This is a genomic window from Janthinobacterium leeuwenhoeki, from assembly GCF_051380795.1.
In the GTDB taxonomy this organism is placed as follows: domain Bacteria; phylum Pseudomonadota; class Gammaproteobacteria; order Burkholderiales; family Burkholderiaceae_D; genus Janthinobacterium.
Genome location: NZ_JBNYXT010000010.1, coordinates 91,500 through 115,106, shown reverse-complemented (window position 1 = coordinate 115,106; position 23,607 = coordinate 91,500). Strand labels below are relative to the sequence as shown.

The following is a 23,607-nucleotide window of genomic DNA, read 5'->3' as shown; positions in this document are numbered from 1 at the left end:
CCCATGCAATCGACTCAACACAGCATTCAATATGGGGACGAGCTGATTCGTTTCAGCCTGCGTCGCCAGCCCTTGCGCACCGAACAACGGCTGGCGATTCATGTCGAACCGGATGGCAGTGTCGTTGTCGATGCCTCCGAGGTAACGACACTTGAAATTATCCTGAGTGCTGTCAAAAAGCGCGTGCGCTGGATCAGTCAGCATGTTGGCGCTGCAAGAGAAAGACTGCATCATGTGCTTCCACGTGAATATGTGAGTGGAGAAGCGCTGCACTATCTTGGCCGGCGTTATCGATTGAAGGTTATTGTTCAGAGTGACGTGACCCCGGGTGCGCGCATGCGTGGTGGATTTATCGAAGTTACCGTTGACGAACATCGGCCAGTCACTATCCAGAAAATCCTGGATGGCTGGTTTCGTATCAGAGCGCGAGAAGTGTTTGCTATCCGTTTGGCAGCGGTCGCTGCCCCTCTTGGCTGGATAAAGCATCTTCCCCCTACCCGCCTTCAATTCATGAAGGTGCAGTGGGGCAGTTGTTCGCCATCAGGCCGTATCACGCTCAATCCGATGTTGGTGAAAGCTCCACGTGATTGCATTGACTACGTACTATTGCACGAGTTATGTCATCTGCTACATCACAACCATGGCCCCAAATTTTACAAAACCCTGGACCGGTGCATGCCTGGTTGGCGAGTAATTAAAGAAAGGTTGGACAACATGGCCGAAGAGATATTTCGGATATAAAAGTGGATATTCAAGTTTCAATAAACATTGAAAGGCAGCAGTTTGCGTTCAGCAGCTGGCTCCAGGCGCACGAGCGAAGGCAGGCTGGCGCGCCAGTGCGATGAAGGCGCGCACGTAGTCGATGGCGGTGTCCGTCTCGCGTGCTCCCAGGAAAATTTGCTTGGCGATGCCGCGCGCGCCCAGCCGCACCGGCACCACGTCCATCTTGGCCGCGTATTCCTCGACCAGCCAGCGCGGCAGGGCGGCCACGCCGCGGCCGCTGGCCACCATCTGCAGCATGATATCGGTGGTTTCGATGGCTTTGTGGCGCTTGGGCGTGACACCGGCCGGCAAGAGAAATTGATTGTAAATATCCAGGCGCTCGATGTCCACGGGGTAGCTGATGAGCACTTCCTGGGTCAGTTGCTGCGGCTTCACATACGCCGCCGACGCCAGGGCATGGCCCTTGGCCACGACCAGCACCTGCTCGTAGTCGAACACGGGTTCGAATGTCAGCCCCGGCTTGTACAGCGGGTCGGGCGTGACCAGCAGGTCGATCTCGTAGCCGAAGAGCGCGCCTATCCCACCGAATTGGAACTTCTGCTTGACGTCCACATCCACGTCGGGCCATGCGGCCAGATACGGGGACACCACTTTCAGCAGCCACTGGTAGCAAGGGTGGCATTCCATGCCGATGCGCAGCGCACCGCGTTCGCCCTGCGCAAACTGGCCCAGGCGCTCTTCGGCCAGGTCCAGTTGCGGCAGCACCCTATTCGCCACCGCCAGCAAGTACTGGCCGGCCTGCGTCAGGCGCAGGTTGCGCCCTTCGCGCAGCCAGACGTCGGTGCCCAGCTGCTGCTCCAGCTTTTTCATGCTGTGGCTCAGGGCCGACTGGGTCAGGTGCAGCACGCCCGCTGCGGCCGTCAACGAACCCTGTTTCTCGACCTGCTGGACGATGCTGAGGTGGATGCGTTCAAGCATTGAGATGAGCCATGTTCATGGATATATGAAATAAGACCATTATACTTCATCGATTCCCGCCGTTATCATCCATCTTCTTGTCGTTGGCATTCTTCGCCCTCGCGCATCACTCCACATGAAAGCAAACATGACACGTCCACTGCGTTTAGTCGCCGTTTCCGGCGGGCTGCAACGCCCTTCCAAGGCAGCCGCCCTGGCAGAGCACCTGATGGACCTGATCGCCGATGAAGTGCTGTGCGAACAACACCTAGTCGAACTGGGCCAGCTCGCACCGCATGCCGGCGCGGTCTGGCGCTCCCACCTGCCCGATACGGTGGAGCGGGAACTGGTTGCGGTCGAGCAAGCTGACATCCTGGTGGTGGCAACCCCGGTCTACCGCGGCGCGTACACGGGACTGTTCAAGCACTTCTTCGACTTCATTGACCAGGACGCCCTGATCGACAAGCCGGTCTTGTTGGCGGCCACCGGCGGCAGCGAGCGCCATGCCCTGATGATCGACCACCAGTTGCGGCCGCTGTTCAGCTTTTTCCAGGCCCGCACATTACCGCTGGGGGTCTACGCGACCGACAAGGATTTCCTCGACTACCGCGTGCAGGACGAGGCCCTGATCCAGCGGGCCACACTGGCGGTCCAACGGGCATTGCCGTTGATCGAATTGACGCGCCATGCGAGATCTGTCACCGCTGAAGAGCTGGTCGCAGCCTGATACGCATCACGACGCTCAGCCATCAACACATACATTTTTCGCAGAAATCAGGACACCAGATCACCATGAGCAAAGATTTTATATTCAGCATCAAGAGCATTGTTTTCGATGAAAACTATCACCCATCAGACAATACGCGCCTGACGACCAACTTTGCCAATCTGGCCCGGGGAAACAGTCGCCAGGAAAACCTGCGCAATACCCTGAGGATGATAGACAACCGCTTTAACAACCTGGCGCATTGGGACAACCCGAACGGCGACCGCTACTCGGTAGAGCTTGAAATCATCTCGGTGGAGCTGAATATTGATGTCGAAGGCAGTAATATTCCGTTGATCGAGATATTGAAACCGACCGTTATCGACAAAAAAACGGGTGAACGCATCGATGGGATCGCGGGGAATAATTTCTCCTCCTACGTGCGCGACTACGACTTCAGCGTGCTGCTGCCTGAGCATAACAACAATCAATCCACTTTCACCGCTCCCGACGATTTCGGCGATTTTCATGGCAAGCTGTTCCGGCACTTTGTCAAATCGCATACATACAAAGAGCGCTTCAGCAAGCCGCCTGTCATTTGCATCAGCGCCTCGAGCAGCAAGGTCTATCACCGGACCGGGAATCAGCATCCTGTATTGGGCGTCGAGTATCAACAAAATGAATTTTCCTCGACGGATCAATATTTCGAAAAAATGGGCATGCAGGTTCGCTACTTCATGCCGCCAGATAGCGCCGCCCCCTTGGCGTTTTATTTCATCGGCGACCTGCTTGGCGACTACACCAATCTTGAGCTGATCGCCACCATCAGCACGATGGAGACGTTCCAGAAGATTTACCGTCCCGAGATTTACAACGCCAATTCGGCGGCAGGCAAGTCGTATCAGCCGAGCCTGAAGAATCAGGATTATTCATTGACGCAAATTGTCTATGACCGGGAAGAGCGCAGCCAGCTGGCAGTCAAGCAGGGAAAATATACGGAAGAGCATTTCATCAAGCCATACAAAAATGTCCTTGAACAGTGGACTGCCAGCTACGCTCTCTGACCAACCAACACACGAAATCACCACCATGAAAAAATTATTGCCTACCTCGACCGCCGGCAGCTTGCCTAAACCTTCCTGGCTTGCCCAACCTGAAAAACTCTGGTCGCCGTGGAAATTGCAGGACGAGGAATTAATCGAGGGCAAACAGGATGCTTTGCGTTTGTCACTGCAGGAACAACAGCACGCAGGGATCGATATCGTCAGTGATGGCGAGCAAACCCGCCAGCATTTTGTCACCACGTTTATCGAGCATCTGAGCGGCGTTGATTTTGACAAACGCGAGACCGTCAGAATCCGTGACCGCTACGATGCGAGTGTGCCGACCGTCGTTGGCGCCGTGAGCCGCCCGAAGGCGGTTTTTGTGGAAGACGCCAAGTTTTTACGCCAGCAAACCACGCAGCCGATCAAATGGGCCCTGCCAGGCCCGATGACGATGATTGATACGCTGTATGACAGCCACTACAAGAGCCGCGAAAAACTGGCCTGGGAATTCGCCAAGATCCTCAATCAGGAAGCCAGAGAATTGGAGGCTGCCGGCGTCGACATCATCCAGTTTGACGAACCCGCATTCAACGTTTTCTTTGATGAGGTCAATGATTGGGGGATTGCCACCCTGGAAAGGGCGATCGAAGGGCTCAAATGCGAAACGGCCGTGCATATTTGCTATGGTTACGGCATCAAAGCCAATACGGACTGGAAAAATACGCTGGGCTCCGAGTGGCGTCAATATGAGGAATCTTTCCCCAAGCTGCAGCAATCGAATATCGACATCATCTCGCTGGAATGCCACAACTCGCGTGTGCCTATCGACCTGATTGAACTCATTCGCGGCAAAAAAGTGATGGTAGGGGCCATTGACGTGGCAAGCAACACCATTGAAACGCCGGAGGAAGTGGCCAACACCCTGCGCAAAGCGCTGCGCTTTGTCGATGCCGACAAGCTCTACCCGAGCACCAACTGTGGCATGGCGCCCTTGTCACGTCGCGTAGCAAGAGGCAAATTGAATGCGCTCAGCGCGGGCGCAGAAATCATTCGCAGAGAAATCTCCTAGCAGGCTTGGGACATACCGAATAGGTGAGTTTTGCCTTGCCGTATTGAGCGGCATTGTGTGCCACTGTATTGTTTATTGACAGATGTGACGTGCGGGCTGAAAACAGAGGCGTTTCATTGCTGTGCTTTGATCGCGTTATGCTCAAGGGGAGAACTTCCTCTGAATCCAGCCCACTGCAAGGTAGGCGGGCGTAGGAGGACTTCAACTTTCACATGAGTTGGAGTCCTTTTCTTTAAAAGACTCATCCATTGATAGGCAGGCGGCTAGCGTCGCCGCCTGCCATAGGCCATCGGCTCTCCACTTTCGATCAAAACTGACACGCTTCGACATTAAAGGTGTATCCATCCTTACCAGGTCGAGCAACAGAAACATTTCCGTCATCCATGTAGACGACTCCTAGCCCCTTATCGATATTCTTGCAAGCACTGCCCGACCGATACTCAATGGCCACTATCTGGGTCTTCAACCATGGTGCCATCGAGGGAAACGATGTAGTGGAAGCATCAACACCCTGCACTAGAATCCATGCGAGGACGATCTTTGACAGCGGCGACATCAGCATCGAAATCTCAAGCTGGGATAAGAATTTTCGGGGGGGAAGCATCTTTCCAGGTGGACGTTTTCCCTCCTTTATTCTGTACCAAAACATTTGCTGTCTTTTAATAAAATTTTCACCTAACACTGCGCTTGATTGCATCATTAGATTGCTATAAACAGTAAAAATCGTCAAGACTAGCAATTGGCATGAAGCATATATTGCCATCCCAACACCCACGGCTGTGATAAACACCATGGGCAAGTAAAAGGCAGTGACTAATGTCGTGAATTCGACCATATACTTTGTGTCAATTGGTGACAAGGAGTGCACAAGCTGTTTTGCTCGTGAAAGGGCGATCACGGTAATCGCCACGCCAACGGAGATCGCCAGCACTTTGCCGAGGAGAGGGCTCCACGCTTTCTTCAGCAGTCTTGTGGCCTGCGTCATCATCTCGCAGATGCCGGCCAACGCTAAAATGAATCCGACGACCCACAGAACAGGCTTGGACTCGTTGATGCCTATGACAATGCCCACCGCGACACTCAGGAGGCAGAACGCGAACGCGAGTATATGGAAAGCCTTTACGATGGGGCTAATATGAAAAAATTTGCGCCACGCTTTGATGACATGCATCTCCTTACGCATTAATTGGAACCTTAACGCCTTCCAATGGCCCCAGAACCTCCAAAACAAGAAAGCACTGATAGCACCTACAAGCAGGCCAGCAATGCGCGCTTGCCAGACAGTTCCTTGCGCAAGCTTCAAGGCTATGAGGATACCGATCATGAATGCAACAAGAAACAGCAAGCGGCTACGGGGAGTAGTCAGCCAATTATTCAATATCTTCAAAGCGAGTCACTCCAGTCTGGGAAAGAAGCATTTTCTCAGTTCAGCGCACGCTTAAATCTCGCCGAATCTCACAAAAAATTTTGTGCTTCAGCTGTGTGTCTTGTCCGGTGGCGCGTACCTGGGACGTGAATTTGGCGAGTGACGCAGCTCAGATTTTGCCTGGCATGTCCACCGCGCCCTAGCCCAGGTCAGACTGGCATTTTGCGGCGGAGCTGGCTAGCAATTTCGCGTGACTCTCCTGGTCAGAATTCTTCCCAGTCCGACGGCGCAGGATCAACGCGGGCAGCTTTCCTCGCCGCCGGCACGCGTAGTGTGATGGCTTGCCGGCGCGGTGCCTTGCTCGTGGCGACTGCCGCTTTGGCCTGCGGCTTACCGGCGTCAAGCTTGAACGCACTCACCACCTGCGCCAAAGTAGCCGCCTGCTCCTGCATGGCCGCGGCGGCCGCCGCCGATTCTTCCACCAGGGCCGCGTTTTGCTGGGTGACGTTGTCCATTTCGCTGATGGCCTGGTTGATTTGTTCGATACCGGCCGTCTGTTCCGCGCTGGCGGACGTGATCTCCTCCATGATGTCGGTGACGCGGCGCACGCTGTCGACCAGGTCGCTCATGGTATTGCCGGCCTGATGTACGAGCTCGCTGCCGGCCGCCACGGTCTGGGTCGAGTCGTCGATCAGGGTCTTGATTTCCTTGGCCGCGGCAGCCGAGCGGTGCGCCAGGCTGCGCACTTCCGTGGCCACGACGGCAAAGCCGCGGCCCTGCTCGCCCGCGCGCGCTGCTTCCACGGCCGCGTTCAAGGCAAGAATGTTGGTCTGGAAGGCGATGCCGTCGATGACGCCGATGATGTCGGCAATCTTGTTCGACGAGGCGTCGATTTGCCGCATGGTCGCCACGACTTGCGCGATGACGGCGCCGCCACGCTGCGCCACGCCGGATGCCGTGTCGGCCAGCACATGCGCCTGGCGCGCATTGTCGGCATTCTGCTTGACGGTCGAGGTCAGCTCTTCCATGGAAGAGGCTGTCTCTTCCAGCGAACTGGCTTGCTGCTCCGTGCGCGCAGACAGGTCCAGGCTGCCCGCCGCCACTTCGGACGAGGCCGAGGCGATCGTTTCCGTACCGGTGCGCACCGTGCCCACCGTTTGCGCCAGGTTGTCATTCATGCGCTTGAGCGCTTGCAACAGTTGCCCCATTTCATCGCGCGACTGCACGGTGATATGGCTGCGCAAATCGCCAGCGGCCACCGTGTTGGCCACCTGCAGCGCCGTGGTGACGGGACCGGTGATGGAGCGCGTGATGCCATATGCCAACGCCGCCGCGATAGCCAGCGCCACCAGCGACATGCCGATCAGCAAGGTGCGTGTGTTGGCATAGGTGGCATAGGCGTTGTCGCCCGCCGTGTTGGCCAGGGTGTTTTGCAAGCTGATCTGTTCAGAAATCAATTGCTTGTAGACGAGCAAGACGGGGCGTAGCTGGCCGTACAGGTAGGCGCTGCTGTCGTCCGGCGTGCCGCTCCTGATCAGTTCAAGCAAGGCCTCCTGTCCCTGTGCGTAGCGCGTGTTGGCGTCGTTCATCTTGGCCAGCAACGCCCGTTCGCGGTCGGAATCGAGCATGCGTGCGAGCTTGCCGAGATTGCCGGCCGCCGCCTGGCGCGCGGCCAGGATGGCGTCGGTTTGCTTGCGCTGGTCGGCCGGATCGGCGCTGAGCATCATGTTGCGCAGGGCAATGGCGATGTCGTTGATGTTGTCCGACACGCTGTTGGCGAGCGCAATCTTGGGCATGCTGTCATGCACGATATGGTCGGTGCCCTGGTTGATCTTGCCCAGCATGGCGATGCCCAGACAGGAGATGATAATCAGCATGGCGCCGATGGCGCCAAAGCCTGTGGCGAGCCGTGTGCCGATGCTCAGGTTGGATAAAAACTTCATGGCTGTCTCAATACGGAGGGAATGGTGAAAAGGTCGACGGCGTGCAGATGGGTGCCGCGCCGCCAAGCGGACGACGATCATAGACCTTTTTTTGTGATATTTCCATAGGGCAATATGCCTAGTTACTCCCCGGGGAACACGCCAGTTCCGCCTATCCTGCGGCATGCGCGTGTTTTCAGCTATATTGGCAGGCACCCGCCGGACAGCACGCCATGACCGGCGCCGCTGCCAATCCGGCCGTTTTTCTCATTTTCAGCCATAGGTCCGCATGACTTCTTTCCGTCTCCGTTTTTTCCCCTTCCTGCTGCCGCTGCTATTGGCCCTGCTGCTGGCGTGCTCGCTATCTGCGCCGCCCGCCTGGTCGCAGCCCGTCGATGACGCCGCCACGGCCGACCAGCGCCTCGATGGCTTGCGCAAGCAAATTACGAGCATTCAGAAGGCGCTCGATGGCGAGGCGGAGCTCGATGACGCGACCCTGTCGCAGATGCGCGCCGATGCGCTGGCGGCCAGCGCCGAGGCGGACAAGGTGGCCGATGCGCTCGCGCCCACGCTCTCCAGCGTGCAGGCGCGGTTGGCCGAGCTGGGCCAGCCGGTGGCGGGCACGAAAGATGCCCCCGACGTGGCGGCGCAGCGCAGTCAGCTGGACCGCACCAGCAGCGCGCTCGATGCGCAAGTGAAACTGGCGCGCTTGCTGGCCGTGGAAGCGACGCAGGCGTCGGAGCAAGTGTCGACGGTGCGCCGCGCGCAGTTGCAGGCGCGCCTGGGCGAGCGCACGGCCTCGATCTTGGCTGGCTCGTTCTGGAAACAGTTGCATGCGGAATTGCCGCAGAATCTGCAGCGCCTGCGGGCACTGGAGCTGGAGCTGGCGAATGCGGCGAGCGCCACGCCGTGGTCGGCCTGGGGCGGCTTGCTGGCCGCCATCGTGGCGGTGATCGGCGCCAGCGTCTGGGTTTCGCGCTATCTGCTGGTGGTGACGGCCACGCGCGTGCCGCATGGCCGCTTGCGCCGCTCCTTGCATGCGCTGGCCGTGCTGGTGCTGGCGCTGGCCACGCCGGGCCTGGTGGCCGAATTGCTGGCCATGGGGCTGCGCTGGGAGGGCGGCCTGTCTGAAAAAATCTCGACTTTCCTCAGCAGCTTGATCGGCATCATCTGTTTTGCCGGTTTTACGGCGGGCCTCGGCCACGCGCTGCTGTCGCCCTGGCGCGTGTCGTGGCGCTTGCTGCCCCTGCCCGATGCGCTGGCGCACCGCTTGCGCCATTTTCCGTCGACGTTTGCCTTCATCGTGGTGTTGGTGTGGGCCACGGAACGGGTCACCATCGTCATCAATGCGGGCCTGTCGACGGCCGTCGCCGTCAATTGCATCGTCGCCCTGGTGATGAGCACGACCATCGCCTATGGCTTGATGCGCGCCGAGCGCTGCTGGCGCCTCTTGCGCGAGGCCGATCCTGCCACACTCGTCACGCCGCTGTGGTTGCGCTGCGTCACGGTGCTGCTGTGGCTGGCGCTGGCATCGAGCGTCATCAGCTTGCTGGTCGGTTATGTGGCCTTTGGCAGTTTTGTCGCCAAGCAAATCGCCTGGGTCATCGTGGTGGTGGGCAGCACCTATCTGCTGACGGTGCTGGTCGATGATATCTGCATGCTGCTGGCCTCCACGCCGCCGCCGCCGGACGCCGCCCATCCCGTGCTGGCCACGCCCAAGGCGCGCGACCAGGCGGCCGTGCTGCTGTCGGGCATCGGCCGCGCCATCGTCGTGCTGCTGGCCCTGATGCTGCTGCTGGCGCCGTTCGGCGAAGGTCCGGGCGAGCTGTTCCAGCGGGTCGGCAAGCTGCAGGATGGCCTGGCCATTGGCGAGGTGGCGATCCGCCCTGCCGCGCTGATCCAGGCACTGCTGGTGCTGCTCGTCGGTTTTGTGGCGCTGGGCCTGTTCAAGCGCTGGCTGCAAAACAGTTATTTGCCGACCACGAATCTCGATACGGGCATGCAAGTGTCGTTCATCACCCTGTTCGGCTACATCGGCGGCGTGCTGGCCGTGGCGCTGGCCCTGTCGGCGGCTGGCATCGGCCTGGAACGCATCGCGTGGGTGGCGTCGGCCTTGTCGGTGGGTATCGGTTTCGGCTTGCAGGCGGTGGTGCAGAACTTCGTTTCCGGCCTGATTTTATTGGCCGAGCGCCCCGTCAAGGTGGGCGACTGGGTATCCTTGGGCGGCGTGGAAGGCGACATTCGCCGCATCAATGTGCGCGCCACGGAAATTCAACTGGGCGACCGCTCGACGGTGATCGTGCCGAACTCGGAATTCATCACCAAGACGGTGCGCAACGTCACGCACGCCAATCCCCTTGGTTTGGTGCAGGTCAAGCTGCCGCTGCCGCTGGGCACGGATGCGCAGGCGGCGCGCGCGCTGATCCTGGCCGCCTTTGTCGATAATCCTGACGTGCTCGATACGCCGGCGCCGAACGTGCAGCTCGACGGCATCGACAACGGCCTGTTGCTGTTCAACGCCACCGGCTATGCATCGTCGCCACGCCTGACGTCGGGCATCCGCAGCGCCCTGCTGTTCGAACTGCTCAAGCGCCTGGACGAGGCGCATATCGCGATTGCCAAGCCCAGCACGATGGTGCTGAGCACCGTGCCGGCGCAGCCGGAGACGCCGGCCATCTCGGCGGCTGTACCTGCAGCGACGATGGCGTCCGCACCCGTGCCGCCAATGACTTAACGCACGGTCGACCACAGCAGCGCCGCCAGGTACAGGCCGATGCCGAACGCCATGTGGGCCATCAGGCTGCGCAGGCGGGCGGCCGTCGGATGTGGCGTCTTGCTGGCGGCCAGGCCGGCACCCATGCCCGGCTGCAAGATGCAAAACGGCGCGGCCACGCTCAGCACACCCGCCAGCAGCGCCGGCGCGAACGTCGGCTGTTGCACCCACTCCTGCCCCACCAGCGCCAGCAGCACGGCTGCAAACAGCACGCCGATCAGGTAATGGGCGGTCCAGCCCAGGATGGCTTCATCGCGCACGGGCGCCGCCTGGGCAATATTGGTGTGCGTGATCGTGCCGCGCGGCAGATGGCCGAGCCAGCGCCCCACCATCGCCAAGTTCAGCGAGGGGATACACCAGAAGCGCTTCAAGGCCACCGCCCACACATCCATCACCGCCGTCGCGCCCACGCCGATCGCCAGGGCATCGAGCCAGAGTATGTGCATTGTTGCTCCTAACATTCAATTGATTGCTTGAATGTTATAAGGGTGCTAGCATCGTGTCAATGAAAAATGCTGATATCGAATTCCTAACCGGTTCCGCCGCTTTTGCCCATATTTTAGGCAGCGCGCCGCGCTTGCGCCTGCTCGAGCAGATCACGCACGGCGAATATGCGGTGGAGCAGCTGGTGGCGTTGACGGGCTTGTCCATGGCGAATACCTCCCAGCATTTGCAGCAGTTGCGGCGCGCCGGTTTTGTGCAGACACGGCGCGACGGCAAGCGCGTGCTGTACCGTCTCGGTAGCGGCCCCATCGTGCAATTGCTGGCCGCGCTGGACGTGTATGCGCAGCACCAGCGCAGCGAACTGCAGGCGCTGGGCCGGGGTGACCACGTGGAAGCGATCACGGGCGACGAGTTGCTGGAACGCATGCGCGAAGCCAGCATCACCTTGCTCGACGTGCGCCCCGCACAGGAATTTGCCGCCGGTCACTTGCCCGGTGCGATCAATATTCCTTTTGATGACTTGCAGCGCCGCTACGCCGAGCTGCCCGCCAACCAGGACATCGCCGCGTATTGCCGTGGCCCGTATTGCGTGTTGTCCGTGCAGGCCGTGGCGGCCCTGCGCCTGCAGGGCTTGCATGCGCGCCGCCTGGGCAGCGGCTACGACGACTGGCAGGCGGCCGGCTTGCCGGTGGTGAAGGCGGCGTGATGGCGATCCCCAACAGCAAGCAGGAATTGGTCGAGGCGATTAGCACCACGTATGCGAAACTGGCGCAGGAGCTGGCGCGCGTGCCGCCGGCGCTGGCGCGCGATCCCGTGCTGGAAGGACAAGTGGCGGGCACGCGCATGAGCGTGTGCGATCTGCTCGCCTACCTGGTGGGCTGGAACGAGCTGGTCTTGCACTGGCACGCGCAGCTGCGCGACGGCAAACGCATCGAGGACATCGCCTTTCCCGCCGAAGGTTTCACGTGGAACGCTCTGGGGAAGCTGGCGCAGCGTTTCTATGCCGACTATGCTGAACTGGGCATGGATGATTTGCTGCAGCGTCTGGAGCAGGCGAAAGACCAGCTGCTGGCGCTGATCGAAGGGCACGACGACGCGCAACTGTATGGCCAGCCCTGGTACTCGCATTACACGATGGGGCGCATGATCCAGTTCAATACGGCGTCGCCGTATGCGAATGCGCGCATGCGCTTGCGGGCCTGGTTGAAGACCCTGTAACACAACGTTACGCAGGCTTGCACGATTGCATCAGTACCATCAGAAACGTTTTCAGGCAGGATAGTGGTTTCAAGCGTAATCAATGAAGGATCACCATGCTGACCATCGCCCTCGCCCAGATGAATCCCACCGTGGGCGATTTCGACGCCAATTGTGCCGCCATCATCGCGCGCATGGGCCGCGCCAGCAGCGATGGCGCCGACCTGCTTGTATGCCCCGAACTGTCGCTGTGCGCGTATTACCCGGGCGACCTGTTCGAGGATGCCGCCTTCCTGCGCGGCCTGCAGCAGGCGTTAGATACCCTGCTACAGGCATCCACGCGCTGGCCGGAACTCGTCACCGTCATCGGCACGGCGCGGCCGAACTCCGGCGTCGGCAAGCCCCTGTACAACGCCTTGCTGGCCATCCGCGACGGGCGCATCGTCGCCGAATACTACAAGCAGCTGCTGCCGACGTATGGCATCTTCGACGAGGGCCGGCATTTCGAGCCGGGCCCGCCCGGCGCCTGCATCCTCGATATCGCCGGCTGCAAGGTCGGCTTCATGATATGCGAGGATGGCTGGAACGACGATGGCCGCGCCTACGCCGTCAATCCCTTCGAGGCCCTGCACGCGGCGCGGCCCGACCTGGTCGTCAGTATCAACGCCAGCCCGTCCGACATCGGCAAGCGCGCGCAGCGCCACGCCGTGTTTGGAGCCGCCTGCGCGCGCGTCAAGCTGCCCCTGCTCTTCGTCAACCAGGTGGGCGGCCAGGACCAACTCGTCTTCGACGGCGCCTCGTTCGCCATCTCGCCCACCTTGGGCGTGCAATTCGAGGCGGCCCGCTTCGTCGAAGATTTCCAACTGCTGCGCTTTGCCGATGGCCGTTTTACCCGTACCGATGGCGCGGCGTTTCCCGTACCGGATCCGGATGGCATCCCCGCCGTGGAATTTGCGCGGCGCCAGATCGTGCTCGGTTTGCGCGACTACGCGCGCCGCTGCCGCTTTACGAAAGTCGTCGTCGGCTGCTCGGGCGGCATCGATTCGGCGCTGACCCTGGCCTTGGCCGTCGAAGCGCTCGGCGCCGAAAATGTGGTTGGCATTACCATGCCGTCCGTGTTTTCCAGCGCCGGCTCCGTCACCGATTCCGTCGCCCTGTGCGCCAACCTCGGCATCGCCCTGCATACGCATGCCATCCGCGACATCGTGGCGCAATACGCAGCCGGTTACGCCCAGGCCTTCGACGGCACGCTGCAGGGACTGCCGCTGGAAAACCTGCAGGCGCGTGTGCGCGGCACGATATTGATGGAATACTCGAATGCGTTCGGCGCCCTGCTGCTCACCACCGGCAACAAGAGCGAAATCTCGGTGGGCTACTGCACCCTGTACGGCGACACGAATGGGGGACTGGGCTTGATCGGCGACCTGTATAAAACGGAGGTGTTCGCCCTGTCGCGCCACCTCAACGCCAGTGCCGGACGCGAACTGATCCCCGCCGCCGTGCTGGAGAAACCCCCGTCGGCGGAACTGGCGCCGGGCCAGCGCGACACCGATAGCTTGCCGCCGTACCCCGTGCTCGATGAAATCTTGAAGTGGCATATCGAGGGGCGTCGCCTGCCAGCGGCGGAAAGCGCGCAAGCTTTGAGCCTGGTCGACCAGTTGCGCGAGACGGACGAGGGGCGGGCGCTGGTGACGCGTATCCTCGGCATGGTCGCCCGCAATGAATACAAACGGCGCCAGGCGGCGCCCATCATCCGCGTGCGTTCGCGCGCCTTTGGCAGCGGGCGCCAATTGCCGATCGCCGCCCACTACCCCACCGGAGACGACGCATGACCCTATCCTATTCCGCCGATGCGGCCATCCTGATCGGCCGCTTCCAGCCTTTTCACAATGGCCATGCGGGCTTGCTGCAAAAGGCCCTGATGACGGCCGCGCAAGTGGTGGTGGTGCTCGGTTCCGCCTTCCATGCGCGCAGTCCGAAGAACCCGTTTACGTGGCAGGAGCGGGCCGCCATGATCGCCGCCACCCTGCCCGAGGCGCAGCGCGCGCGCGTGCATTACGTGGCCGTGCGCGATTACTACGACGATGGCCTGTGGGCCGATGCCGTGCGGCGCGCCGTGGCGGGCGCCGTGCCCGCGGCGCAACGCATCACCCTGGTGGCCTGCTTCAAGGACGCCACCAGTTACTATCTGCACCACTTCCCGCACTGGCAGTTATTCAATCTGGAGATCGATCCTGGTGCGCCTATCGGCGCGACAGCGATTCGCAACGTGTTGTTCGAGGCGGAAGACGTCGACGTGTCGCTGAGCGCAGTGGCGCAGCTGCTGCCGGCGGCTATCGGCCAGTATGTGAAGGCGTGGACCTTGTTGCCGTGGCACGCGCCGCTGGTGCAGGAATACCGCGCCATCGAAGCGTACAAGGCACGCTGGCGCGCGGCGCCGTATGCGCCCATCTTTTGCACTGTCGACGCGCTGGTGCAGACGGGTGGCCACGTCTTGCTGGTGCGTCGCGGCGGCTATCCGGGCAAGGACTTGTGGGCCCTGCCCGGCGGCTTTCTGGAGCCGCGCGAACGCCTGCTGCAAGGTGCCTTGCGCGAACTGGCGGAAGAAACCCAGCTGGGCGTGCTGGCGCCCACCCTCGTCGAGGCGCTGGTCGGCGTGGCCGTGTTCGACCATCCGGACCGCAGCCAGCGCGGGCGCACCATCACGCATGCGCATTATTTTGACCTGAAGACGCGCCAGCTGCCGGCCGTGAAGGCGGCCGACGATGCGGCGCTGGCGCAGTGGGTGCCCGTGGCCTCGCTGCCGGCCATGGAAGAGCAATTCTTCGAAGACCATTTTCACATCCTGAACCACTTCCTCAAGCTGACGCACGAGGGCAGCTGAGAGGGGGCCATAGCCCCCGGTGTCAGGACGTGATGCGTTCCCAACCATGTTTGACGGCCGCCTTGAAGTTGTCCCACGCCGATTGCGGATACGTGTGCTCCCACGTGTAACGCAGGTCCGCTTCCACGTCGTCCCACGGACTGCCCCGGTAGCTGTCGCTGTTCGCCATCGAATGGCCATAGCGGTAGGCGGGATCGTAGTCCTCGAAGCGCGCGCCGGTGGCGACATAGGTGGCGCTCCAGTGGCTGCGGTAGTACTGCTCGTCGTCGTAGCTGCTGTCTGGCAGCTTGTCGGCGCCGGGATAGCGGCGCGCGCTGGCGCCCTCGCCGGACGGTGGCGGCGGGGCCATGCCGCCCGCAAATTGCTGCGACCTTGCCGCCGTCTCGTTCAGGTTGCCGGCGGATGCGCCCTGCTGCGATGACACGCTTGACTGCATGCTGGCGCCCTGGCGCCTCGCGCTGTCGTCTTGCGGCGCGCCCTGCCAGCCGCCAGCGCGCCAGTGCTCGGCGTGCGCATCGATGTCGAGCGGCGCGTAGCGCTCGACGAGGTCGGTGGCGCGGTCGATATCGGCGTCGCTCGCGCCTTCCAGTGTCAGCACGACATGTCCGCGCCGCACGGCTTCCGCATAGATGTGGCGGTCGGCGTGGCTGCCGAACAAGTCCGTAAAGAAATGCTTGATATTGTCGAGCAGGCTATCGCTATCGTCGCGGCGGATATTTTCCGTGGCGGAAAATTCATCACTGCCCGCATCGTGCAGGCGAATGCTGGCGCCGGGAAAGCCAGCCGTGATCAGGTCGTGCCGGGCGCGCTCAGCCATGTCGCGCAGTGCGAAAACTGCTGCCAATGTATGTGCCATGATGATCTCCAATCGGTGAACAACGTCCTTCCAGTGTAGGCCGTGCCAGGCGAAAGGGGCGCCCGTTTGCCCCTTGGAAATCGTTGTGTTCAACAAATATTGACGACGTGATATGGATGCCGTGGCGCCACGTGAAACCTCAGGCGGGCGTGCCCACGAACGCGCGCAAAAAGTCGATAAAGGCGCGCACCTTTTCCGCGATGTGCTGGGTGTTCGGATACACGGCATACACGCCCTGTTCCGGGAAGACGACATCGGGCAGCAGGCGGCGCAGGCGTCCCGCGCGCACCTCCCCTTCTACCTGCCATTGCGGCAGCAGGGCTACGCCGCAGCCGCCCAGGGCAAAACCCAGCAGGGCCGAGGCAGAATCGGAGTGGATGGCGGCGGCGTCCTGTGCGGTGAAGGCGGCGGGGCCGTCGGGCGTCTGCACGTCCCAGCGCAGGGGCGTGCTGAGCCGGCTGTGCGCCAGCCAGCGCGCGCGCTGCAAGTCGGGCAAGGTGGCGATGTCCCTGGCGGGCAGGCTGGCCAGATAGGCGGGCGAGGCGACGGGCCAGATCGCGTATGGCTCGATCAGCGCGGCGCGGTAGCTCGAATCGTTGAGGGAACCCATGCGGATGGCCAGGTCGTAGCCGCCGGAGATCAGGTCTTCATGCGACGACGACGAGGAATGCTGGATCTGCAACTGCGGGTGGGCGGCGGCAAAGGCGATCAGCGCGGGGATCACCGTGCGGCTGCCATATTCGACGGTGGTGGTCAGGCGCAGGGTGCCGCGCAAGCCTTGGTGGCCCTGGCGCGCCGTTTCGATGGCGCCGTGCGCTTCGCTCAGCACGCGCTGGCAATCCTCGTAAAAACGCCGCCCCACGTCGGTGAGCGCCAGGCTGCGCGTGCTGCGCGTGAGCAGCGACACGCCCAGTTCCGCTTCCAGCTGTTTCAAGTTGAAACTGACAACGGCCTTGCTCTGGCCCAGCACGGCGGCGGCCGCCGTCAGCGAACCGGCATCGACGATGGCGATGAAAATACCCAGGCGGTCAAGACTGATCATAAATAAGAATGAGGAGGCATGCGGGTTGTAGAGGTTTGTCAAAATTTCTTTGACAGTGTAATCTGGCCTGGCCCGTTACGCAAATGGCGCTGCGCGCTTAAGCTGGCTGTTTGCCATTCGGAGCACCATGGACTATCGCAAAAAGGTCGCGGCCATCTATCTGCTGGGTTTTTTCGTCGACCTGATCAACATGTTCATCACCAGCGTCGCCTACCCCGACATCGGCCATGCCTTGCACGCCTCGGTGGCGCAGCTAGCCTGGATCAGCACCGCCTACATTCTCGGCCTGACCATCGTCATCCCGGCCAGCGCCTGGCTTGCTGCCTATTATGGCAGCAAAACCGTGTTCATGGCATCGTTGCTAACTTTTTTATGCGCCAGCATCGGCGCCGGCCTGGCACCCTCGATCGAGACGCTGATTATCTGGCGCTGCGTGCAGGGCCTGGGTGGTGGCTTGCTCATTCCGCTGGGGCAAAGCATGACCTATCAGCTATACCAGCCTGCCGAGCGCCCCGGCCTGTCCTCCGTCATCATGCTGGTGGGCTTGCTGGCGCCAGCCCTGTCGCCCGCGCTGGGCGGCGTCATCGTCGACAGCCTGTCGTGGCGGGCGATCTTTTATTTGAACGTACCATTTGCCGCGCTGGCGCTGCTGCTGGCCGCCTGCTGGCTGCGTCCCGATCCGCCCCGCGGGGCCGTTCCCCGCATCGACGTCAGCGGCCTGCTGGCGGGCAGCACGGCGATTTTGCTGCTGTTGCTGGGCCTGACCATGCTGGGTACGCCGGGCGAGCTGGCCGCCGGCGCCGGCGTGCTGGCGCTGGGCGCCGCCTGCGCATGGGGCTATGTGCGCGGCGCGCTGCGCAAATCCACGCCGCTGCTGAACCTGCGCCTGGCCGCCGAACCCCTGCTGCGCGTCTCCATGCTCATGTATTTGCTGGTGCCGGGCGTCTTCATGGGTGTGAGCCTGCTGGCCATGCTGTACCTGCAGGGCGTACTGGGCATGTCGGCGTCAACGGCGGGCGCGCTGATGCTGCCGTGGGCGCTGGCCTCGTTTGCCGCCATTTCGCTGACCGGTAAAAGCTATCGCCGCGTGGGTCCGCAACCCCTGTTCATCGCTGGCGCCTTGCTGCAGGCGGCGGGCATGCTGATGCTGCTGCGGGTGGACTCGGCGGGTCAATTATTCTGGCTCGCTTGGGCGTATGCCGTGATGGGTTTTGGCGGCGGCTTGTGCAGCAGCACGGCGCAAAGCACGGCCTTCTTGCGCACGCCGGACGGGCAACTGAGCCAGGCCAGCGCCGTGTGGAATATCAACCGCCAGCTGGGCTTTTGCCTGGGTGTGGCGCTGCTCAGCGTACTCCTGAATGGCTTGCTGGCGGCGCAGGGCATAGGCTCGCTGGATGACCCCGCCCGGCACCTGCGCGTGGCGCAGGTCTTTCACTGGTGCTTTGCCCTCGCCGCAGCTTCGTGCGTGCTGCCTTTGGGGCTGTGCACGCGCATCGATAACCGCGCCGTTCTCGACCTTTTACATCACCATGGAGCAAGCAAAAAATGAATGCATCGAACCCCTATTTTGACGACGTTTTATCCACGCATGTACTGATCTGTGCATGGCTTTCTGGCGAGGCGGCGGCGCCAGCACATTGCGCCGAATTGCTGGCGCGTTTTTCACCCGCTTTCACGATGGTGGCGCCCGGTGGCAAGCAGCTCGATCACGCCGGCTTGACAACGTTTTTCCGCGCCGCCGGCGGCAGCCGTCCGGGTTTGCAGATGCGACTTTCCGACCTCATTTTAATCCAGGACAGCGCAGCCGGCGCCACCGTGTCCTACCGCGAATACCAGTCGCTGCCGGGCAGCGACAGCACCGAACGGCTATCGACCGTCGTGTATGAAAAAACACCGGCTGGCTCCCTGCTGTGGCGCCATTTGCACGAGACGTGGGCCGCTTGATCCAGCTTACATCGTGCAAATCTTTTTGCTGCGCCGGAGCGATGGAAAAAAGGGGGAAATCACTGCCAGGCCACCGCCTTTTTTCAGCCCTAATACCGTGCTCAATAAATTTTTTCGTCGATGCGCAGCATCTGCAGCCAGCTGCCTTGTGTGAACATCGCGCGCGTTTCTGAGCTAAAAAGATCACATAGTTTGCCCCCATCCCAGCGCCTTGTACAGGGCAATCGCATCGATGTAGGACGCCGTTTCCGCCCGCAGCGCTTCGCGCCGGATATCGAACAGCGCGCGCTGGTTTTCCAGCACCGCCTGGTAGCTGCCGGAACCACCTTGATAGCGCGTGCTGGCGATATCGAGGGCGACATTGCCGTGGCGCGCCGACTGCAGCAGGGAGGCCAATCGCGTCTGGTTTTCCGCCAGCTGCGTGACGGCGTTTTCCACGTCTTCCTGCGCCACCAGGATGGCTTGTGCATAGCGCGCCAGCGCGCCCTGCGCTTCGGCCTGCGTGCCGCGCAAGCGTGCCTTGACGCTGCCCAGGCGGAAGGCTGGATAGCTGACGGATGGCGCCACCTCGAAGGCGCGCGCGCCGCCGTCGAACACGCCGCTGCCGCGCAGCGCAAAGAAGCCCAGGAAACCACCGAGGCTCAGGCGCGGATACAGGTCGGCCGTGGCGGCCCCCACGTCTTCGCTGGAGGCTGCCAGCAGGCGCTCGGCGCGCACCACGTCGGGACGGCGTTTGATCAGCTGGTTGACGTCGCCCAGCGGCAGCTGGCCCGCCAGCGGCGCCTGTTGCTGCGGCTGAGTGGCCAGGGCGATGGCGCCCGGCGCTTGGCCGCTCAAGACATCGAGCCGGTACTGCGCCTGGCGCAAGCCCGCCTGCAAGGGCGGCAGCATCGCCTCGCTGCGCGCCAGATTGGCCAGCGCGTTATGGCGTTCTTCCGGCAAGCCGCTGCCGGCGCGGATGCGCGCGTCGATCAGGGCCACCGTATCGCGCCAGCTTTGCACCTGCGCCTGCGTCAGCGCCAGATTTTGCTGGTAGCCCAGTGCCTCGTAGTAATTGCGTGCCACCTCGGCGGCAATCGTCAGCTGCACCTGCCGCAAGTCCGCCTGTGCCGCATCGGCGCGTGCCTGCGCCGAGCGGCTGATATGCGCCAGGCGGCCGAACAGGTCGATCTCCCATTGCGCATCGAAGCCCACGCGCGTGCTGGTGCTGGCGGCGCGGCTATCGGCTGAGTTTTGCTGCACCTGGCGCTGCCATCCCGCCTGGCTTGTGACGGCAGGCAGTTCATCGAGCCGGCGCTCGTCGAAGTGGGCGCGCGCAGCCAGCAGATTCGCTTGCGCCTGGGCGATATCGAGGTTGTGTTCGAGCGCGCTGGCGATCAGTTGCGACAGGCGCGCATCGTCGAAAAACGTCCACCAGGCGGCCTCGCTGACGGCGCTCGCGCCAGGCGCAAATTGCGCTTGCTGCGGACTGGCCAGATGGACGTCTGGCGTGCCTGGCGTGACGTAGGCGGGACTGACGGCGCAGCCGGCCAGCAGGGGGAAAAGGGCGACAAGATAGCGGTAATTTTTCATAGGGATTCCTTCAGCGCCTGCGACAGGTCGCGCGCACGCGGCGTGGCATGGTCGGCCGTATGGCGGCGGGCCAAAAAGGTGTACACGGTGGGCAGCACGAACAGGGTGAAGAAGGTGCCGATCAACATGCCGGAAACGATCACCACGCCCAGACCGAAGCGGCTGTTGGCGCCCGCGCCGGAAGCGAACAGCAGCGGCACCAGGCCCACCACCATGGCGGCCGTCGTCATCAGGATGGGGCGCAAGCGGATTTGCGCCGCCTTGCGGATGGCCGTGATGCGGTCCAGCTTTTCATGCACCTGCAATTCGTTGGCAAACTCCACCATCAAGATGCCGTGTTTGCTGATCAAGCCGATCAGGGTCACGAGGCCAATCTGCGTGTAGATGTTCACGGTGGCGTAGCCCAGCGCCAGCGGAATCAGCGCGCCGCAAATCGACAGCGGCACCGTGATCAGGATGATCAAGGGGTCCGTCAGGCTTTCATACTGCGCCGCCAGCACCAGGTAAATCACGACGACGGCCGCCAAAAAAGCCAGCAGCAGCGCATTGCCTTCCGTGGCGAACTGGCGCGCGTCCGATTGCCAGTCGTAGCTGAAGCCCGGTGGCAGGGTTTTCGCCACACCGTCGAGGAAGGCCACGGCATCGCCCAGAGTCACGCCCGGCGCCGGCACGCCCTGGAAGGTGGCCGCATTTTGTTGGTTGAACTGCGTCAGCATGTTCGGCTCGATCTGTTCCGTCACCGAGACGACGGCCGACAGGGGCAGCAGGCTGCCATCGTCGGCGCGCACATACTGCTGCGTCAGGGCTTGCGCCGTGAGTCGCTGTTCACGCGGGCTTTGCGCGATGACGTCGTAGGCGCGGCCATCCATGCCGAAGCGGTTCAGGTAATTCTCGCCCACCAGCACGGCCAGCGATTCGCCTATATCCTGCATGCGGATACCCAGGCTGTTCGCCTTCGAGCGGTCGACGCGTACCTTCACCACGGGGTTGTTGTAATCGAGGTCGCTGTCGACGACGGCAAACAGGCCGCTGTCGCGGGCGCGCTGCTTGACGTCTTCCATGGTGCGGAACAGCGTCGCGTAATCCTGCGCGCTGCGCAAGACCATCTGCACGGGCAAGCCGCCGCTCGATCCCGGCAAGGGCGCCAGCTGAAAGGCGAAGATGCTGGTGCCTTCTACATCGCCCACGGCGTGCTGCAATTCGGCCTGGATGACGGCCGCGTTGCGTGAGCGCTCGGCCCATGGCGTGAGGTTGATGCCGCCGATGCTCGACGCGGGCCCTTCGCCGCCGTTGATGATCCAGCGCGACGCCGTCTCCGGCACGTTCTTATAGATGTCATCGAGCTTGTACGAGAAGCGTTCTACGTAATCGAGGTTGGCATGCTGCGGCGCCTTGATCGCCGTCAGCACGCTGGCCTGGTCTTCCGCCGGCGCCAGTTCGCGCTGCGGCAGCAGGTACAAAAACGGCAAACTCAGCATCACCAGCGCGGCGAAACCGGCGCTCAGCCAGCGGTGGTGCAGCGAGCGGTCCAGCAGGCGCGCATAGCGCGAGGTCAAGCCTTCGAAGAAGTGCTCGGCGGCCCGCGCCATGCGCCCTTCCGACTGTTTCGGCTGCAGCAGCAAGGAACTCATCACGGGCGACAGGGTCAGCGCCACCACGCCCGACACCACCACGGCGCCGGCCAGGGTCAGCGCGAATTCCTTGAACAGCGCGCCCGTGAGACCCCCCATCATGCCGATGGGCGCATACACGGCCGCCAGGGTGATCGTCATGGCGATCACGGGACCGGCCACTTCGCGCGCGCCCACCAGCGCGGCCGCCACGGGCGTCTTGCCTTCCTCAATATGCCGGTGCACGTTTTCCACCACCACGATGGCGTCATCGACCACCAGGCCCACGGCCAGCACCATCGCCAGCAAGGTCAATAAATTGATGCTGAAGCCGAAGGCCAGCATCAGCGCCGCCGCGCCCAGCATCGACAGCGGAATCGTCACCACGGGAATCAGCACGGAGCGCAAGGAGCCCATGCACAGGTAGATCACGATGACGACAATGAGAAGCGCTTCGAGCAGGGTGTGTGTCACCTCGTCGATGGACGACTGGATGAAGCGCGCCGTCTCGAACGCCAGCTCGACTTTTACGCCTGGCGGCAGGGTTTTCTGGATTTCGGGCAGCAGCTTCTTGATGCCGTCGACGATCACCAGCGGATTGCCGCCCGGCGTGGGCGACAGGCCCAGGTACACGGCCGGCACGCCATCCATGATGCCGCTCGTTTCTGTCGCGGCCGCGCCCAGTTCCACCGTGCCCACATCCTTCAGGCGCACGAGGGCAGCGCTGTCTTTGGCATCGCCGCCCTTGGTGATGACCATGTCGCGGAACTCCGCCACGCTGGTCAGATCCGTATTGACGCTGATGTTCGAGACGACGAATTGCCCTTTCACTTTGCCGGGCGCCGCCTGGTAGTTATTGCGCCGCACGGCATCGGCCACATCGGCCGCCGTCAAGCCCCGCGCCGCCAGTTTCGCGGGGTCTATCCACAAACGCATGGCCAGCTGCTGGCCGCCATACACGTCGACTTTCGCCACGCCGTCGATGGTGGCGAACATCGGTTGCACCACACGCGCCAGGTAGTCCGTCAGCGCGGGCGCGGACACGCTCTCGCTGGCAAAGCCGACGTAGGCGACGGCCGAGGAATCGCCGGCCGAGCGCTCGATGACAGGATCGAAGGCGCCTTCGGGCAGCTTGTAGCGTACCTGGTTGACCTTGGCCATGACTTCCGTCAAAGCCTGTGTGGAATCGCGGTTCAGTTCCATGCGCACGGTCACCGTGCTGCTGCCCTGCACCGACGAGGACGTCAGGTAATCGATGCCCTCCACCGACGATACGGCTTGCGCAATCGGTTGCGTGACAAAACCCTGCATCAGTTCCGCCGAGGCGCCTGGATACGTGGTGTGCACCGTGATGGTGGACGATTCGAGCATCGGATACTGGCGTATCGGCAGTTGCTTGATGGCGATCACGCCCAGCATCAAAATCAGGGTGCTGATCACCAGCGCCAGCACGGGGCGGCGCACGAATAAATCGGTAAATTTCATGGTGATGTCTT

At 62.0% G+C, this 23,607-nt stretch carries 19 protein-coding genes; 11 read left to right on the top strand and 8 right to left on the bottom strand.

Features of this window, described 5'->3' with window-relative positions; genetic code table 11:
- Positions 1 to 3: 3 nt before the first annotated feature.
- Positions 4 to 741: a M48 family metallopeptidase gene (locus ACQ4WS_RS11200; protein WP_436476214.1), complete on the top strand. Its 738-nt coding sequence runs from the start codon at positions 4 to 6 to the stop codon at positions 739 to 741.
- A gap of 48 nt (positions 742 to 789) precedes the next feature.
- Here ACQ4WS_RS11200 and ACQ4WS_RS11195 read toward each other — a convergent pair whose 3' ends face one another.
- Positions 790 to 1,701, bottom strand: a complete 912-nt coding sequence (locus ACQ4WS_RS11195; RefSeq protein ID WP_436476212.1) for a LysR family transcriptional regulator — start codon at positions 1,699 to 1,701, stop codon at positions 790 to 792.
- A 127-nt stretch (positions 1,702 to 1,828) separates the two neighbouring features.
- Between ACQ4WS_RS11195 and msuE the strand changes: the two genes are divergently transcribed.
- The 3 genes from msuE (at position 1,829) to ACQ4WS_RS11180 (ending at position 4,501) form a co-directional block, all read left to right on the top strand.
- Entirely contained in the window at positions 1,829 to 2,407 is a 579-nt protein-coding gene (gene msuE / locus ACQ4WS_RS11190) for an FMN reductase (RefSeq protein ID WP_436476210.1), read from the top strand.
- A 65-nt stretch (positions 2,408 to 2,472) separates the two neighbouring features.
- Positions 2,473 to 3,450 carry a DUF1852 domain-containing protein gene (locus ACQ4WS_RS11185; protein ID WP_070283014.1) on the top strand — a complete coding sequence of 326 codons (978 nt, stop codon included), beginning with the start codon at positions 2,473 to 2,475 and terminating at the stop codon, positions 3,448 to 3,450.
- A 25-nt stretch (positions 3,451 to 3,475) separates the two neighbouring features.
- Entirely contained in the window at positions 3,476 to 4,501 is a 1,026-nt protein-coding gene (locus ACQ4WS_RS11180; RefSeq protein ID WP_436476208.1) for a methionine synthase, read from the top strand.
- A 307-nt stretch (positions 4,502 to 4,808) separates the two neighbouring features.
- On the opposite strand, the gene ACQ4WS_RS11175 is transcribed toward ACQ4WS_RS11180, so the two are convergent.
- Both ACQ4WS_RS11175 and ACQ4WS_RS11170 read right to left on the bottom strand, forming a co-directional pair.
- Complete coding sequence (locus tag ACQ4WS_RS11175) at positions 4,809 to 5,888, bottom strand: DUF1295 domain-containing protein (RefSeq protein ID WP_436476206.1); 1,080 nt, start codon at positions 5,886 to 5,888, stop codon at positions 4,809 to 4,811.
- 242 nt (positions 5,889 to 6,130) lie between these two features.
- Entirely contained in the window at positions 6,131 to 7,810 is a 1,680-nt protein-coding gene (locus ACQ4WS_RS11170; RefSeq protein ID WP_436476204.1) for a methyl-accepting chemotaxis protein, read from the bottom strand.
- 268 nt (positions 7,811 to 8,078) lie between these two features.
- Here ACQ4WS_RS11170 and ACQ4WS_RS11165 point away from each other — a divergent pair, with 268 nt between their 5' ends.
- Positions 8,079 to 10,523: a DUF3772 domain-containing protein gene (locus tag ACQ4WS_RS11165; RefSeq protein ID WP_436476202.1), complete on the top strand. Its 2,445-nt coding sequence runs from the start codon at positions 8,079 to 8,081 to the stop codon at positions 10,521 to 10,523.
- On the opposite strand, the gene ACQ4WS_RS11160 is transcribed toward ACQ4WS_RS11165, so the two are convergent.
- Positions 10,520 to 11,008, bottom strand: coding sequence for a DUF2938 domain-containing protein (locus ACQ4WS_RS11160; protein ID WP_436476200.1), 489 nt, complete (start codon positions 11,006 to 11,008; stop codon positions 10,520 to 10,522). The two genes, ACQ4WS_RS11165 and ACQ4WS_RS11160, sit on opposite strands and share 4 nt — an antisense overlap.
- A 59-nt stretch (positions 11,009 to 11,067) precedes the next feature.
- Here ACQ4WS_RS11160 and ACQ4WS_RS11155 point away from each other — a divergent pair, with 59 nt between their 5' ends.
- The 4 genes from ACQ4WS_RS11155 (at position 11,068) to ACQ4WS_RS11140 (ending at position 15,087) form a co-directional block, all read left to right on the top strand.
- Entirely contained in the window at positions 11,068 to 11,712 is a 645-nt protein-coding gene (locus ACQ4WS_RS11155; RefSeq protein ID WP_436476198.1) for an ArsR/SmtB family transcription factor, read from the top strand.
- Positions 11,712 to 12,224, top strand: coding sequence for a ClbS/DfsB family four-helix bundle protein (locus ACQ4WS_RS11150; protein ID WP_436476196.1), 513 nt, complete (start codon positions 11,712 to 11,714; stop codon positions 12,222 to 12,224). Before ACQ4WS_RS11155 ends, ACQ4WS_RS11150 begins: the two co-directional genes overlap by 1 nt.
- Positions 12,225 to 12,319: 95 nt before the next feature.
- Positions 12,320 to 14,035, top strand: coding sequence for an NAD+ synthase (locus ACQ4WS_RS11145; protein WP_436476194.1), 1,716 nt, complete (start codon positions 12,320 to 12,322; stop codon positions 14,033 to 14,035).
- Complete coding sequence (locus ACQ4WS_RS11140; protein WP_436476192.1) at positions 14,032 to 15,087, top strand: bifunctional nicotinamide-nucleotide adenylyltransferase/Nudix hydroxylase; 1,056 nt, start codon at positions 14,032 to 14,034, stop codon at positions 15,085 to 15,087. The genes ACQ4WS_RS11145 and ACQ4WS_RS11140 overlap by 4 nt, the downstream gene beginning before the upstream one ends.
- A gap of 22 nt (positions 15,088 to 15,109) precedes the next feature.
- On the opposite strand, the gene ACQ4WS_RS11135 is transcribed toward ACQ4WS_RS11140, so the two are convergent.
- A complete protein-coding gene (locus tag ACQ4WS_RS11135) occupies positions 15,110 to 15,943 on the bottom strand; it encodes a hypothetical protein (protein WP_436476190.1) in 834 nt (277 codons plus the stop codon).
- A gap of 139 nt (positions 15,944 to 16,082) precedes the next feature.
- Positions 16,083 to 16,985, bottom strand: coding sequence for a LysR family transcriptional regulator (locus ACQ4WS_RS11130; protein WP_436476188.1), 903 nt, complete (start codon positions 16,983 to 16,985; stop codon positions 16,083 to 16,085).
- Between the two features lie 127 nt (positions 16,986 to 17,112).
- Between ACQ4WS_RS11130 and ACQ4WS_RS11125 the strand changes: the two genes are divergently transcribed.
- Positions 17,113 to 18,534, top strand: a complete 1,422-nt coding sequence (locus tag ACQ4WS_RS11125) for an MFS transporter (protein ID WP_436476186.1) — start codon at positions 17,113 to 17,115, stop codon at positions 18,532 to 18,534.
- Positions 18,531 to 18,929 (top strand): DUF4440 domain-containing protein, encoded by a 399-nt coding sequence (locus ACQ4WS_RS11120; RefSeq protein ID WP_436476184.1) that lies wholly within the window; start codon positions 18,531 to 18,533, stop codon positions 18,927 to 18,929. Before ACQ4WS_RS11125 ends, ACQ4WS_RS11120 begins: the two co-directional genes overlap by 4 nt.
- Before the next feature lie 183 nt (positions 18,930 to 19,112).
- Here ACQ4WS_RS11120 and ACQ4WS_RS11115 read toward each other — a convergent pair whose 3' ends face one another.
- On the bottom strand, positions 19,113 to 20,501 hold the full coding sequence (locus ACQ4WS_RS11115) for an efflux transporter outer membrane subunit (protein WP_436476182.1): 1,389 nt from the start codon (positions 20,499 to 20,501) through the stop codon (positions 19,113 to 19,115).
- Positions 20,498 to 23,596 (bottom strand): MexW/MexI family multidrug efflux RND transporter permease subunit, encoded by a 3,099-nt coding sequence (locus tag ACQ4WS_RS11110; protein WP_436476180.1) that lies wholly within the window; start codon positions 23,594 to 23,596, stop codon positions 20,498 to 20,500. Before ACQ4WS_RS11110 ends, ACQ4WS_RS11115 begins: the two co-directional genes overlap by 4 nt.
- Positions 23,597 to 23,607 lie beyond the last annotated feature (11 nt).

Excerpts from the sequence above, each read along its gene's own strand:
- msuE (WP_436476210.1), top strand. The coding sequence starts at position 1,829 with ATGACACGTCCACTGCGTTTAGTCGCCGTTTCCGGCGGGCTGCAACGC.
- ACQ4WS_RS11195 (WP_436476212.1), bottom strand. The coding sequence starts at position 1,701 with ATGCTTGAACGCATCCACCTCAGCATCGTCCAGCAGGTCGAGAAACAG.
- ACQ4WS_RS11150 (WP_436476196.1), top strand. The coding sequence starts at position 11,712 with ATGGCGATCCCCAACAGCAAGCAGGAATTGGTCGAGGCGATTAGCACC.
- ACQ4WS_RS11185 (WP_070283014.1), top strand. The coding sequence starts at position 2,473 with ATGAGCAAAGATTTTATATTCAGCATCAAGAGCATTGTTTTCGATGAA.
- ACQ4WS_RS11165 (WP_436476202.1), top strand. The coding sequence starts at position 8,079 with ATGACTTCTTTCCGTCTCCGTTTTTTCCCCTTCCTGCTGCCGCTGCTA.
- ACQ4WS_RS11115 (WP_436476182.1), bottom strand. The coding sequence starts at position 20,501 with ATGAAAAATTACCGCTATCTTGTCGCCCTTTTCCCCCTGCTGGCCGGC.
- ACQ4WS_RS11125 (WP_436476186.1), top strand. The coding sequence starts at position 17,113 with ATGGACTATCGCAAAAAGGTCGCGGCCATCTATCTGCTGGGTTTTTTC.
- ACQ4WS_RS11130 (WP_436476188.1), bottom strand. The coding sequence starts at position 16,985 with ATGATCAGTCTTGACCGCCTGGGTATTTTCATCGCCATCGTCGATGCC.
- ACQ4WS_RS11170 (WP_436476204.1), bottom strand. The coding sequence starts at position 7,810 with ATGAAGTTTTTATCCAACCTGAGCATCGGCACACGGCTCGCCACAGGC.
- ACQ4WS_RS11145 (WP_436476194.1), top strand. The coding sequence starts at position 12,320 with ATGCTGACCATCGCCCTCGCCCAGATGAATCCCACCGTGGGCGATTTC.
- ACQ4WS_RS11200 (WP_436476214.1), top strand. The coding sequence starts at position 4 with ATGCAATCGACTCAACACAGCATTCAATATGGGGACGAGCTGATTCGT.
- ACQ4WS_RS11155 (WP_436476198.1), top strand. The coding sequence starts at position 11,068 with ATGAAAAATGCTGATATCGAATTCCTAACCGGTTCCGCCGCTTTTGCC.
- ACQ4WS_RS11135 (WP_436476190.1), bottom strand. The coding sequence starts at position 15,943 with ATGGCACATACATTGGCAGCAGTTTTCGCACTGCGCGACATGGCTGAG.
- ACQ4WS_RS11160 (WP_436476200.1), bottom strand. The coding sequence starts at position 11,008 with ATGCACATACTCTGGCTCGATGCCCTGGCGATCGGCGTGGGCGCGACG.
- ACQ4WS_RS11120 (WP_436476184.1), top strand. The coding sequence starts at position 18,531 with ATGAATGCATCGAACCCCTATTTTGACGACGTTTTATCCACGCATGTA.
- ACQ4WS_RS11110 (WP_436476180.1), bottom strand. The coding sequence starts at position 23,596 with ATGAAATTTACCGATTTATTCGTGCGCCGCCCCGTGCTGGCGCTGGTG.
- ACQ4WS_RS11140 (WP_436476192.1), top strand. The coding sequence starts at position 14,032 with ATGACCCTATCCTATTCCGCCGATGCGGCCATCCTGATCGGCCGCTTC.
- ACQ4WS_RS11180 (WP_436476208.1), top strand. The coding sequence starts at position 3,476 with ATGAAAAAATTATTGCCTACCTCGACCGCCGGCAGCTTGCCTAAACCT.